Annotated in this window: 11 protein-coding genes; 3 read left to right on the top strand and 8 right to left on the bottom strand. The window is 69.9% G+C overall.

The window, feature by feature from the left end; all coding sequences use genetic code 11:
* The first annotated feature begins 52 nt into the window (after positions 1-52).
* Both HUT12_RS22020 and HUT12_RS22015 read left to right on the top strand, forming a co-directional pair.
* Positions 53-1,039 (top strand): XdhC family protein, encoded by a 987-nt coding sequence (locus tag HUT12_RS22020; RefSeq protein ID WP_176094572.1) that lies wholly within the window; start codon positions 53-55, stop codon positions 1,037-1,039.
* Positions 1,040-1,251: 212 nt separating this feature from the next.
* On the top strand, positions 1,252-1,845 hold the full coding sequence (locus HUT12_RS22015; RefSeq protein WP_131053206.1) for an NTP transferase domain-containing protein: 594 nt from the start codon (positions 1,252-1,254) through the stop codon (positions 1,843-1,845).
* Between the two features lie 31 nt (positions 1,846-1,876).
* Here HUT12_RS22015 and HUT12_RS22010 read toward each other — a convergent pair whose 3' ends face one another.
* From HUT12_RS22010 to HUT12_RS21975, 8 genes are all read right to left on the bottom strand, one after another.
* A complete protein-coding gene (locus HUT12_RS22010) occupies positions 1,877-3,004 on the bottom strand; it encodes a Fic family protein (RefSeq protein WP_176094571.1) in 1,128 nt (375 codons plus the stop codon).
* Between the two features lie 49 nt (positions 3,005-3,053).
* Positions 3,054-4,460, bottom strand: coding sequence for a GH1 family beta-glucosidase (locus tag HUT12_RS22005; protein ID WP_176094570.1), 1,407 nt, complete (start codon positions 4,458-4,460; stop codon positions 3,054-3,056).
* Positions 4,457-6,688: an alpha-xylosidase gene (gene yicI, locus HUT12_RS22000; RefSeq protein ID WP_176094569.1), complete on the bottom strand. Its 2,232-nt coding sequence runs from the start codon at positions 6,686-6,688 to the stop codon at positions 4,457-4,459. The genes HUT12_RS22005 and yicI overlap by 4 nt, the downstream gene beginning before the upstream one ends.
* Positions 6,685-7,569, bottom strand: coding sequence for a carbohydrate ABC transporter permease (locus tag HUT12_RS21995; RefSeq protein WP_131053203.1), 885 nt, complete (start codon positions 7,567-7,569; stop codon positions 6,685-6,687). Before HUT12_RS21995 ends, yicI begins: the two co-directional genes overlap by 4 nt.
* Positions 7,569-8,540 (bottom strand): carbohydrate ABC transporter permease, encoded by a 972-nt coding sequence (locus tag HUT12_RS21990; RefSeq protein ID WP_131053202.1) that lies wholly within the window; start codon positions 8,538-8,540, stop codon positions 7,569-7,571. The genes HUT12_RS21995 and HUT12_RS21990 overlap by 1 nt, the downstream gene beginning before the upstream one ends.
* A 74-nt stretch (positions 8,541-8,614) precedes the next feature.
* The gene (locus tag HUT12_RS21985; RefSeq protein WP_131053201.1) at positions 8,615-9,910 is read right to left on the bottom strand and encodes an ABC transporter substrate-binding protein; all 1,296 of its coding nucleotides are present in this window, start codon (positions 9,908-9,910) and stop codon (positions 8,615-8,617) included.
* Positions 9,911-9,946: 36 nt separating this feature from the next.
* Entirely contained in the window at positions 9,947-11,044 is a 1,098-nt protein-coding gene (locus HUT12_RS21980; protein WP_236145728.1) for a LacI family DNA-binding transcriptional regulator, read from the bottom strand.
* Between the two features lie 276 nt (positions 11,045-11,320).
* Positions 11,321-12,130 (bottom strand): metal-dependent hydrolase, encoded by an 810-nt coding sequence (locus HUT12_RS21975; RefSeq protein ID WP_131053199.1) that lies wholly within the window; start codon positions 12,128-12,130, stop codon positions 11,321-11,323.
* A gap of 278 nt (positions 12,131-12,408) precedes the next feature.
* Here HUT12_RS21975 and HUT12_RS21970 point away from each other — a divergent pair, with 278 nt between their 5' ends.
* Positions 12,409-12,786 carry a VOC family protein gene (locus HUT12_RS21970; protein ID WP_131053198.1) on the top strand — a complete coding sequence of 126 codons (378 nt, stop codon included), beginning with the start codon at positions 12,409-12,411 and terminating at the stop codon, positions 12,784-12,786.
* Positions 12,787-12,829 lie beyond the last annotated feature (43 nt).

Genomic DNA, 12,829 nt, shown 5'->3' with positions numbered 1-12,829 from the left:
AGTCGTTAAAAGCGATAGAAAGGTATGCAACGACGTCTGGGGGTGTCGGCGGATGTTGGCGGAGGTGTGGCCGTTCGTCGAGCGGCGGTACGCGGCCGGGCAGCGGGTCGTGCTGGCCCGGCTGGTACGGCGGACCGGCCCCGGCTCCCGGCCGCTGGGCGCCACCATGGCGGTCGCCGCCGACGGCGGTTGGGTCGGCTCGGTCTCCGGTGGTTGCGTGGAGGGGGCCCTGCTGGCGGAGGCCCGCGCGGTGCTCGACGGTGCCCGCCCCCGTCTGACGGCGGTCACTCCCGCCGCGGAGTTGATGCCCTGGGAGGCCGCGCCCGCCTGCGTCGCCGAGTTGGGGGTGCTGATCGCGCCGGCGCCCACCGGCGCGGTGTACGCGACCATCGGTGCCGCGTTGGCCGCGCGCCGTCCGCTGGCGGTGGCCGTCGCGTTGCGGGAGCCGTTCGACTGGTCGGTCGCGGCGAGCCGGGACGGGCTGCCCGCCGATGAGGAGTGCTTCGTCGAGCAGTGGCGTCCCGGCCCGCTCCTGGTGCTGGTCGGTGCGACGGATCTGGCCGCCGCGGTGGCCGCGCTGGCCGTGCCGATGGGTTACCGGGTGACGGTGGTCGACCCGCGACCCGCGTACGCCTGTCGGGAGCGGGCGCCGGCGGCCGACGAGGTGGTCTGCGACTGGCCCGACCGGTGGCTGTCCGCTGCCCCGGTCGGGCCTCGCGACGCGGTGCTGGTGCTGACCCACGACCCGCGCATCGACGATCGCGCGATCAGGGCCGCGTTGTCCGGCCGGGCCGGTCATGTGGGGGTGCTGGGGAGCCGGGAGACGCATGATCGACGGTTGGCCCGGTTGGGTGGTCTCGCCGGTCTCGACCGGCTCGCCGGTCCGGCGGGCCTGGATCTCGGCGGGGACTCGCTGGCCGAGACCGCTTTGTCCATGCTGGCCGAGGTGGTGGCGGTGGCCAATCGGCGTACGGGCGGTCGGTTGCGGGACGCGTACGGTCCCATCCGGGTCGGTGGCGCGTTGCCGGTGCCTGGCTGAGCCGATCCGTCAGGGGGATCGGGTCGACGGGTGCGGCATACGTCCGACGCGCACCGAAGGATGAGCGTGTTACCTAATTTATCCTATTTGCCCCGCCACTCTCCTCCGTCCGTGCTCGTTGCAAACGATGTGCGTCGGACGGGACGGACAGCGCCACGGTGCTCACCCGGTCCCACACTGGAGGGAGCGCGGTTCTGAACCGGATCGCAGGAATGATCATCGCGGCGGGAGGTGGCCGTCGTATCGGCGGCCCCGAGGCCCTGCTGCACCAGGGTGACAAACCCCTGGTCGACCAGATGATCGACACGCTGACGGAGGCGGGCTGCGGGCAGATCGTCGTCGTCCTCGGCGCCGCCGCCGACCAGGTCCGTGACACCGCGCACCTGGACCACGCCACGGTGGTGGTCAACCGGGCGTGGGGCACCGGAGTCGGCTCGTCCATCCGTGCCGGCCTGGCCGGCATCGACGACGACCGGGTGGAGGCCGCGGTGGTGGTCCCCGTCGACATGCCCGGGCTGACCGCCGAGGCGATCCGTCGGGTCACCGCGCTGCCCTTTCCCGACGTGCTGGTCTGCGCCACCTACAACGGGCTGCGCGGCTACCCGATGCTGTTCGGCCGTCGGCACTGGCCGGGCATCGCCACCCTGGCCAGTGCCGACGTCGGTGCCCGGCCCTACCTGCTGGCGCACAAGGACCAGATCGTCGACATCGCCTGCGACTCGGTGGCCGACGGCAGTCGGGTGGACACCCCCGAACTGATGGCGCTGTACGGCCTGACCGTGCCCGAGCAGCGCGTCGGCGTCTGACCGACCTGTTGGCTGTGTCGGCCGGGACAGGTCACTGCTGGTACGGGTCGACGATCTCCTTGGGGCGTAGTGCCGGTGCGGCCAAGTCCCTGAGCGTCGTCGAGGCGACGTAGTGCCTCCCGCGCGTCTGGCCACGCTGTTCGAGTAGACCCACCTTGACCAGCGCCCGAAGATCACGGATGGCCTGGTCGTCCGTGAGGCCCTCGTCGTGTTGGTACACCGTTCGGCGGACCCGGCCGCCGGTGGCCGCCAGTTGCAGGGCGCTGACGACCCGTTCGGGCAGCGCGTGTCGGCCAGCCCAGCCGTCGAGCAGATCCCACAGGCGGGCGGCCTGGTCGATCCGTTGCCGAACCAGTTGGGCCTGCTGATGGTGGGCGCTGAGGCAGAACCGGATCCACGGCCCGGTGTCGGTGTCCGGCTGCCAGGTCGCGCCGCCGATCTCGGCGAGTACGTCGTAGTAGGCGTAGGTGTTCCGCCCGGCGCCCAGCCACTCCTCGATCGACGAGAACTCCGGAGCCAGCACGCCGTCCCTGGCGAGGACCAGGGTGTGCAGACATCGTGACATCCGTCCGTTTCCGTCCCGCCACGGATGGATCTTCACCAGGTTGAGGTGGGCCATCGATGCGCGCACGAGCAGCGGGACCTCCGGCTCCCCGTCCGCCAGCCAGGCCATCAACTCGGAGATCAGAGCGGGAACGTGGTCCGGGTCAGGGCCGGTGTAGACCCGCCGTCCGGTGTGGGCCTCGTCGACGTAGATGTCACCGGGCCGGTACCGACCCGGCCATTTGGTGAGGTCGTGCCGCATCATCATGAAGTGCAGCGCGTCGAGGAGCATGTGTTGCCAGGCGAACTCCCGGGAGTGTCCGAGCTGCTGCACGTAGGTGAGGGCGTCGCGGTATCCGGTGATCACGTCCCACGTGTTCGGACTCGTTTCCATCGGTTCCTCGCCCGCGACGGCCGCCACCGCGTCGTCGAGGCCGACTTGATACCCCTCGATCGAGTTCGACCCCTGGATGGCGTGGGCGATCAGGGTCCTGCGGAGCTGGCCGCTCCACCGGCGCGGCTCGGCGACCTGGTAACGAAGGGCTTCACGCATCGTCTCCAGTTCGCCGAGAACGCGTTTGTCGTCCTGGGTCAGCTCCGGCGTCCGGTACAGCATGACTCAATCATAGGATAATCCCCAGCTAATGCCGAAATGATTTGAGCATTTAGGGGTGGCGGTCCAGTCGGTCTGTCGTCGCCAGGTGCTGGTACCAGTGGGCACTGTCCTTCCAGAGGCGTTCCTGGGTGTCGTAGTCGACGCGGATGATCCCGAAGCGGCGGTCGTAGCCGTACGCCCACTCGAAGTTGTCCAGCAGCGACCAGACGAAGTAGCCCCGCACGTCGACACCCGCCGCCATCGCGTCGTGCGTCGCGGCGATGTGCCGGCGCAGGTAGTCGACGCGGCGGTCGTCGTGCACCGCGCCGTCGGGCGAGACCACGTCGTCGAAGGCGGCGCCGTTCTCGGTGATCATCAGCGGCAGGTTGGGGTACTCGCGGTGCAGCCGCAGCAGCAGCTCGGTCAGGCCGGCCGGCTCGATGTTCCATCCCATCGCCGTGTACGGGCCCGGCTGGGGAAGGAAGTCGACCCGGTCGGCGCCGACCCAGGCGGAGTGCGCCGACCGGCCGTGGCCGTCCGCGCTCGACCGGGCCGAGACGCCGTCCCAGGTGCGGACCAGGGTGGTCGAGTAGTAGTTGACGCCGAGCACGTCGAGCGGGACGGCCGCGGTGCGCTCGTCGCCGTCGCGTACGAACGACCAGTCGGTGACCGCCGCCGTGTCGGCGAGCAGGTCGGCCGGGTACGCGCCGTCGAGCATCGGGCCGAGGAAGGCCCGGTTGGCCAGCGCGTCGGTGCGGCGTACCGCGTCGGCGTCGGCCGCCGAATCCGAGGCCGGACGGATCACGTGCAGGTTCAGCGTGACCGACAGCCGCGCCGCCGGAGCCAGGTCGCGGATCACCCGGCCGGCCAGACCGTGAGCCAGGTTCAGGTGGTGTACGGCGCGCAGCGCCGCCTCCGGTTCGGTGCGTCCCGGCGCGTGTACGCCGGAGGCGTATCCGAGGTACGCCGAGCACCACGGCTCGTTGAACGTGGTCCAGGTGTGCACCCGGTCGCCCAGCGCCCCGACGATCGCCGTGGCGTAGTCGGCGAAGCGCAGCGCGGTGTCCCGCTCCGGCCAGCCGCCGGCGTCCTCCAACTCCTGCGGCAGGTCCCAGTGGTAGAGCGTGGCGACCGGCTGGACCCCGCGCTCCAGCAGCCCGTCCACCAGCCGGGAGTAGAAGTCCACGCCGGCCTGGTTGACCGGGCCGGAGCCGCCGGGCTGCACCCGGGGCCAGGCGATGGAGAAGCGGTACGCGTCCAGCCCGAGCGCGGCGATGTGGTCCAGGTCGGACTCCCACCGGTGGTAGTGGTCGGCGGCGACGTCGCCGGTGTCCCCGTTCAGGGTGCGTCCCGGTGTGTGGCTGTAGGTGTCCCAGATCGACGGTCCACGGCCGTCCACCCGGGCTGCCCCCTCGATCTGGTACGCGGCCGTGGCCGACCCCCAGACAAAGCCCTCAGGGAACACGACATCACTCACTTCGTCACCTCCGTGACCTCGCAGCGGTACCCCGACGAGTCGCCCGCCACCACCTCGGCGGTGGCCGTCCCGTCGCGGTGGTACACCTCGAACTCCGTGCCGGACCCACGGTCGGGCGCGGGCACGCGTACCCGGGTCCGCTGGCCCGGTGCCGGAGCGTACAGGCGCAGGGTGACGTCGTCCGCCCAGCGGTAGTCGGGCCGGTCGGTGACCGTCCCGAACGGGATGACCGAGCCGGGCCGGGCCAGCACCGGGACGCTGTCGAAGCCGTGCTTCTCGGTGACCCAGCCCGGGCCGGTGACCTGTGCGCCGCTGGTCAGGTGGGTCCAGGTGCCGGCCGGCACGTAGTAGGTGACCTGACCGTCGGCGCTCATCACCGGGGCGACCAGCAGGTCCGGGCCGAGCATGTACTGCCGGTCCAGGTACGCGGCGGTCGGGTCGTCCGGGAACTCCAGGATCATCGGCCGCATCACCGGTACGCCCTCGCGGTGCGCCTCGTCGGCCGCTGCCGCCAGGTACGGCATCAGCGACATCTTGAGCCGGGTGAACCGGCGCAGCACGTCGACGGCCTCGTCGTCGTACGCCCACGGCACCCGGTACGAGCCGGAGCCGTGCAGCCGCGAGTGCGAGGAGAGCAGCCCGAAGGCGATCCACCGCTTGAACACCGCCGGGTCGGGCGTGCCCTCGAAGCCGCCGATGTCGTGGCTCCAGTAGCCGAAGCCCGACGCGGCCAGCGACAGGCCGCCGCGCAGCGACTCGGCCATCGCCACGAAGGTGGACTCGCAGTCGCCACCCCAGTGCACCGGGAACTGCTGACCGCCCGCCGTGGCGGAGCGGGCGAAGACGACCGCCTCGCCCTCGCCGCGTTCGGCCGTCAACAGCTCGAAGACGGCCTTGTTGTAGAGGTGGGAGTAGTAGTTGTGCATCCGCTGCGGGTCGGCGCCGTCGTGCCAGACCACGTCGGTCGGGATGCGCTCGCCGAAGTCGGTCTTGAAGCAGTCGACGCCCATGTCCAGCAGCACCTTCAGCTTGTCGGCGTACCACCGGACCGCGTCCGGGTTGGTGAAGTCGACCAGCGCCATCCCGGCCTGCCACTTGTCCCACTGCCAGACCGACCCGTCCGGGTTGCGGACCAGATAGCCGGCCTGCCGGCCCTCCTCGAAGAGGTAGGACCGCTGGGCGATGTACGGGTTGATCCAGACGCAGACCTTGAGGCCGCGTTCGTGCAGCCGGCGCAGCATCCCCTCCGGGTCCGGGAAGGTCGCCGGGTCCCAGATGAAGTCGACCCAGTGGAACTGCCGCATCCAGAAGCAGTCGAAGTGGAACACCGACAGCGGCAGGTCCCGCTCGGCCATCCCGTCGATGAACTCGGTGACCGTCTTCTCGTCGTAGGAGGTGGTGAACGAGGTGGACAGCCACAGCCCGTACGACCAGGCCGGCACCCGGGCCGGGCGACCGGTCAGCGCCGTGTAGCGGCGCAGCACGTCCTTCGGGGTGGGGCCGTCGATCACGTGGTACGTCAGGGACTGCCCCGGCACGCTGAACTGGGTCTGCGACACCACCTCGGAGCCCACCTCGAACGACACGTGTTCGGGGTGGTCCACGAACACCCCGTACCCGGCGCTGCTGAGATAGAACGGCACGTTCTTGTACGCCTGCTCGCTGGCGGTGCCGCCGTCGGCGTTCCAGATGTCGACCGTCTGGCCGTTCTTGACGTACGCGCCGAAGCGCTCGCCCAGGCCGTAGATCGTCTCGCCGACGCCGAGCGAGAGCCGGTCGTGCACGTACTTGTGGCCCTCGGCGTCGGTGACCACGCCGATGCTGCGTTCGGTGGAGGAGGTGACCAGCTTGTCGCCGCGCAGGAAGTCGACCCGCCACGGGCCGGTCAGCGCCACCCGCACGGTCATCTCGCCGGTGGTCAACCGCGCGCTGAGCCCGGTGACCTCCACGTGCACCGGGTGTGCGGTGCTGTCGGCGAGGGCGAAGCGGGGCTGCTTGGGGAGCCCGCCGGAATGGTGTCCGACGGTCACCCCGACCACGCCGGGGGCGGGGGAGAAGAAGCGTACGGTGACCACCGGGCGGTTCAGGGTGTCGCCGCGTCCGGTGATCCTGCCGATCGGGGCGAAGACGGTGAAGGACCGCTCGTCCGGCTCCACCGACTCGACCGTGCCGGGGCGCAGCACGCTCACCCCGGGACGCAGTTGCCAGTATCCGTCGGTGAACTTCACTTGTCGGCTCCTGCCGTGATGCCGCGCGCCAGGGTGCGCTGGAAGACGAGGAAGAACAGGATCGCCGGGAGGAGACTGAGCAGCGCGCCGGCGTTGGTGGTGGGGGCGTCCATCAGCCGGTCGCCCTGCAACGAGGCGAGCGCGACCGGGATGGTCTGGGTCTGGTTGTCGATCAGCATGACCAGGGGGATGAGGAACTCGTTCCAGGTCCAGATGAAGAAGAAGACCAGCAGCACCGAGATGGTGGGCCGGACGTTGGGCAGCACGACCCGCCACAGGATCCGCCACTTGCCGGCCCCGTCGAGCGCGGCGGCCTCCAGCAGCGGGCGCGGGAAGGTGCTGAGCACCGAGGCGAGCAGGTACGTGCCGAAGGCGGCCTGGATGACGGTGAAGATGATGATCACCGCCAGTCGGGTGTTGTAGAGCCCGGCCTCCTTGGCGAAGTGGTACAGCGGATAGATCAGGGCTTCCTGCGGCAGCATGTTGGCCAGCAGGAACAGCCCGATGATCCAGAGCCGGCCCCGGACCCGGCCGATGCCGAGCGCGTACGCGCTGAGCAGGGAGACGACCACGGCGAGCACCGCGACGGAGCCGGAGATGAGGATCGAGTTCCACAGTTTGACCGGGAAGTCGACCTGCTCCCAGTAGGTGCGCAGCCCGGTCGTGTAGAACTCGGTCGGCCAGCTCAGCGGGCCGTTGGTCGAGTAGTCGCCGGGCGACTTGAACGCGTTGAGCAGCATGAACGCGAACGGCACCAGCATCACCAGCGCGGCGACGGTGACCAGGGCCAGCACGATCCAGCGGGTGACGCCCCGGTGGTGCCGGTCGGGAACCCGGCGGGTACGGCCGCCGGTGCGGGGTGGGGTGAGCGTGACGGCCATCAGATTCCTCCGTCGCGGCGTTCGGCACGGTTCTGCGCCCGGATGAACAGCACCGCCACCACGACGATGATCAGTGTCAGCACCATCGAGATCGCCGAGCCGTAGCCGACGTTGAGCCGCTTGAAGAAGGTGAAGTAGGCGAAGTAGGAGGGCACGTTTGTGGCGTTCTCCGGGCCGCCCCGGGTCAGCGCGTAGATCGGGCCGAACACCTTCATCGCGGCGATGGTGCAGGTGAGGCCGACCACGAAGGTCTCCGGCCGGATCTGCGGGAGGGTGATCGCGCGGAACCGTCGCCACCAGCCGGCGCCGTCGATCTCCGCCGCCTCGTACAGCTCGGGGTTGACCCGTTCCAGCGCCGCCATGAAGACGACCACCGGGTAGCCGAGCTGCACCCAGATCATCACGGCCATCACCATCGGCAGGGCGGTGTCCGGGTCACCGAGCCAGTCGTGGCTCAGCGTGCCGAGTCCGATGGCGTCGAGCAGCCCGTTGAGCGCGCCGTCGGGGCGCAGGATCCAGCCCCAGACGATGCCGGCCACCACGACCGGCAGCACCTGCGGCAGATAGAAGGCGGCCCGCAGTGCGGCGGCGGTACGCGGGCGGAAGCGACGTCCGATGGTGTCGAACAGGACGGCCGCCAGGACCAGGCCGATCAGGGTGGGCAGCACCACCATCGCGACGATCATCGCGATGGTGTTCGTGAACGAGGTCCAGAAGACGTCGTCGGTGAGCAGGGTGCGGTAGTTGTCCAGGCCGATGAAGCTGGGGTCGCCGACGCCGGACCACTTGGTCAGGGAGAGGTAGCCGGTGTAGACCAGCGGGCCGCCGATGACGAGCAGGAACAGCGCCGCACCGGGCAACAGGTAGAGCCAGTAGCCGGCGTCGGGGCGTCGGGGTCGGCGCGGGGTCCTGCCCGTCGGGGGAGACGGGGTCGCCCCCGGGCGGGCGGCGACGGTGTCGGGCACTGCCATGGGAGTCCTTCCACGGTGGGGCGGGCGTCACCGCCTCGGGTGACGCCGACGGGTACGCCCGCCCCGGCCGCCGCTCAGTCGCGCGTGATCTCCGCGACGCCGTCCTGGTAGGGCTTGGCGATCGCGTCGAGGACCTGCTCGGGCGACCTGGACTGGTTGATCAGGCCCTGGAAGCCGGAGACCAGCACGTCGTAGTAGCCGGGCACCGGCCAGTCCGGATAGAAGGCCAGGCCGTCCTGGCCGCTGATGGTGTTGAAGTTCTCGATCAGCTTGCGGTCCTTCTCGTCGCTGATCGCGGCCGGGTCACCGGCCACCGGCACGCCCCCGTTGTTGCCGATCAGCGCCTGGATCTCCGGCCGCATGGTGATGTCGATGAAGTCGTACGCCAGGTTCTTGGCCTTGCTGGTCTCCGGGACCACCCAGAGGTTGCCGGAGGAGCCGGCGTGCATCGTGTTGCCGGGGAAGAGGAAGCTGTCCCAGTCGTAGGAGATCTCGCTCTTGAACCGGCCGTACCACCAGCTACCGGAGACGATCATCGGGACCTTGCCGGAGATGAACGAGGTGCCCATGTCCTCGGCCTTGAGGCTGGCCGAGTCCTTGGCGATGTAGCCCTTGCCGACCCACTCGGCGAAGGTCTGTGCGCCGTACCTGAGCGGGTCGGCCTTGAAGTCCACCGGGTTGGCGTAGAGCTGGTAGTCGTTGACGAAGGTGCGGTCCGCGCGGGAGAGCGCGAGCTGGTAGAAGAGCTGACCGGCCGGGTACTCGGCGCCGGACATGCCCAGCGGCGTGACGCCCTTGGCGACGAAGGTGTCCATCGCGGCGGTCATCTCGGCCAGCGTCGTCGGCACGGTGACGCCGTGCTCGGTGAAGAGCTCCTTGTTGTAGTAGACCATCACGTACTCGCCGTAGTTGGGTACGCCGTACCAGTTGCCCGAGCCCATCACGCCGTTGTCGTACTTGGCGGTGGTCTGCAGGCTGGGGCTCAGCGCCTTGTCCCAGCCGCGCTCGGTGGCCTCGGCGGTCAGGTCGGTGAGCAGGCCCTGCGAGGAGAGCAACCCGGCGGTGGCGTTGCCCTTGTTGTACTCCATGATGTCGGGGCCCTCGGCCGAGTTGATGATCATGCCGGCGTTCTGCTGGATCTGCTCGAACGCCTTGCGCTCGAAGCGCACCTCGACCCCGGGGTGTTCGTCCTTGAAGATCTCGATCGCCCGGTCCCAGGCGATGCCCATCGCACTGTTGGCGCTCTCGTAGTGCCAGAGTTTGAGGACGTTCGCCCCACTGTCGTCCCCGTCACCGCCGCAGGCGGCCAGGCTCGTCGCCGTGAGCGCGGCCACCGTGGCCGCCACGGCTACGCTGCGGAATCGTCGCATTGCTAGTCTCCCTGGTGAGTATCGAGCCGGTACTCCTCAAGCCCGTCGTCGCGTGGCAGCGCGACGGCGGGCTGCTTCACTGCCCGGAGCCGGCTGGTCGCCGCCGGCCCCCGTGTCACTCGTGCCGGCCGTACGCGGCGGAGCGCTGGATCCGCGGACCTCCAACGCGCACGGCAACAGTTGTTGGCGGATCTCGTCGCCACCGCCGTCGACGTGACGCAGCAGCGTCTCGATGGCGATCCGCCCCACCGCCGACCCGGGCGAGTTCATCGCGGTCAGTGCGGGCGTGGCCAGTTCGGCGACCTGGGGCGAGGTGACCATCGAGACGACCGAGACGTCGTCGGGGACCGTCCGACCCCGGGTGGCCAACTCGCCGAGCAGGCCGAAGACGGCGCTCTCGTTCATCGCCAGGATCGCGGTCAGGTCGGGCACCTGCCGCAGCGCGGTGTCCAGTGCGGCCCGGCCCCCGGCGGCGCTGTCCTCGGCGGGGATCATCAACGGCTCCAGACCGTGTCCGGTCATCGCCGAGGTGAACGCGTCGCGGGTGCGCAGCGCCGGGCCGTACCCCTCGGCCAGGGTCTCGGCGGAGTGGTTGACGTAGACGATCCGGCGGTGCCCGAGGTCGACCAGGTGGCCGACGGCCTCCTGGACGGTCTGCGCGAAGTCGATGTCCACGTAGGACAATCCGGTGGTGTCCGCGGTGCGACCGATGAGCACCAGCGGTACGCCGACCTCCCGCAACACGTCGACCCGGGGATCGTGGAGCTGCACCTCCATCAGCAGCGCGCCGTCGAGCATCCGCTGGCTGGCCAGCCGGCGCAACTCGTCGAGGTCGCCGACGCCGATGGGGGAGAGCACCAGGTGGTACCCGGCCGCACCGGCGGCGGCCGCCGCACCGGTGACGAAGGCCGTCTCGGTGGCGCCCAGACCCCGCTCGTCCATCGGCAGCAGCAGGCCGAGGATGCGGCTACGTCGGCTGGCCAGTCCACGGGCCATGGCGTTGGGCTGGTAGTCGAGCGCGGCCATCGCGGCGAGGACCTTGTCCCGGGTGGCCTGGGAGATCGGGCGGGTGCCGGTGAGCACGTACGACACGGTGCTGACCGAGACCCGGGCGAGGCGCGCCACGTCCTGCATGGTGGCCACGGCACCTCCCCACACGGGCTCGTCGAAACGCTTCGACTAAGCGGTTCGACAGAAGGTAGGTCACGTGTTACAGCCACGTCAATAGCCAATGACGAACCGACGTCGCAGCCCCGGACGCCCGCCGCCGCACCCCACTTACCCGCCGATCATGGACGTGTGGTGCTCACAAATGCCACCTGTCGGGGCAATCCTTCAGCCACCACTCCATGATCGGCGGCTGGTGGCGGTGCGTCCCCAGCGACGGCCGCCGGCCCGGCCTCGACGAGATCAGATGTCGAGGTGGAACTTCTCCAGCACCGACGGGGCGACCAGGCCCAACGCGGCCAGTGTCGAGACGACCATGAGCCCGGTACGCACGAAGACGGTCTCGGTCCGTCCGCCGGCCCGCATCGCGATCTTGTCGGGCAGGCTGATCGGCGTCCACATCCGCCGTTTGATCGGAATCGGCCACAGGATCGGTACGCCGGCCCGGGTGATCATGTCGCCGAGGATGTGCACGAACGAACCCACCCCGACCGCCAGGCCGATCATCGGATACCCGCGATCACCGGGCAGGTTGACAGCGGTGAACACGGCGGCGCCGGCCGAGACCAGCGTGACGATGACCCAGCCGGCGCGCGCGGCCCACTTGTCGAACAGGCCCCGCAGCGCCAGACCGATCATGAAGAACAGGATGCCGATGACGGCCCACTTGCCGTACTGGACGCAGAGCGTGGTGGTGCCCCAGCCGACCAGCACCGTGAACGGGATGGTGTGGGTCAGCGTCCGGTGGCCGTTGTTGCGTTTCGGGTCCCGGCTGAGCTTGGTGGCGTAGTAGACGCCCAGCGAGATCTTCTCCACCACCTCGGCGACGAACAGCGAGAAGACGCCGAAGGTGCGGGCCACGGTCGCGCCGCCCCGGTTGCGGGTCACCTTGCCGGAGAGGTCGATGTCCGGCAGCAGTGCCGCACCGGCGCAGACAGCGGTGCCGACGGCCAACGCCAGCGGCGACTGCTCGTAGTCGTAGAAGTGCTGGAGCGCCCAGGACCCGCTCAGCCATACCGCTGCGCCGGACAGCGCGTGCGACGGACCCATCATCTCGGCTCGCCCTCCCCAGGGATCTTGAGCGCCAAAACTACGTCACTGTAGTTCTCCGCCACGCCGCAGGGGGACCGTCATGAGGATCCACAAGGGACACCGTTGCGGCGCTGCCCGAGGAACGACCCGACCACCAGGGAGTATGGCAGCGCCGGACGGCCCGCCGGACCGCTTGTGTCGGCCATGGGACGCGGCGTTCCGCCGACCTGTCACAGCCCGGCGGTACGGTCTCGGGGAGGTCGTCGCCGCACGTCGGCGCTTTCGGACAGGGTGGCCGCATGCCCGCAGAAGTCTCCTTCGACAGGATCGCTCCGGTGGTGCCGGTGCGTGACCTGGACGCCGCGCTCGACCGCTACCGGCGGCTCGGCTTCACCGTGCGGTCCCACCCCGGGCCCGAGCGCTACGCATTCGTCGAGCGGGACTCGGTCTCGTGGCACCTCACCGAGTGGGCCGAGCACGACCCGACCCGCACGGCGTCGACGCTCTACCTGTACGTCTCCGACGCCGACGCGCTGCACGCCGCCTGGACCACCTCGGGTGTCGACGGTCGGCTGGGCGAGCCCCACGACACCCCCTACGGGCTACGCGAGTTCGCCTACGTCGACCCGGAGGGCACGCTGCACCGCATCGGCTCGCCCGTCTCCGCGCCGGGCTGACCGGTCGTCGACCGGACCACCCCAACCATCGGTGTGCCCCCTG

It is taken from the genome of Verrucosispora sp. NA02020, assembly GCF_013364215.1.
GTDB lineage: Bacteria > Actinomycetota > Actinomycetes > Mycobacteriales > Micromonosporaceae > Micromonospora.
This window is presented reverse-complemented; position numbering and strand designations above follow the sequence as displayed.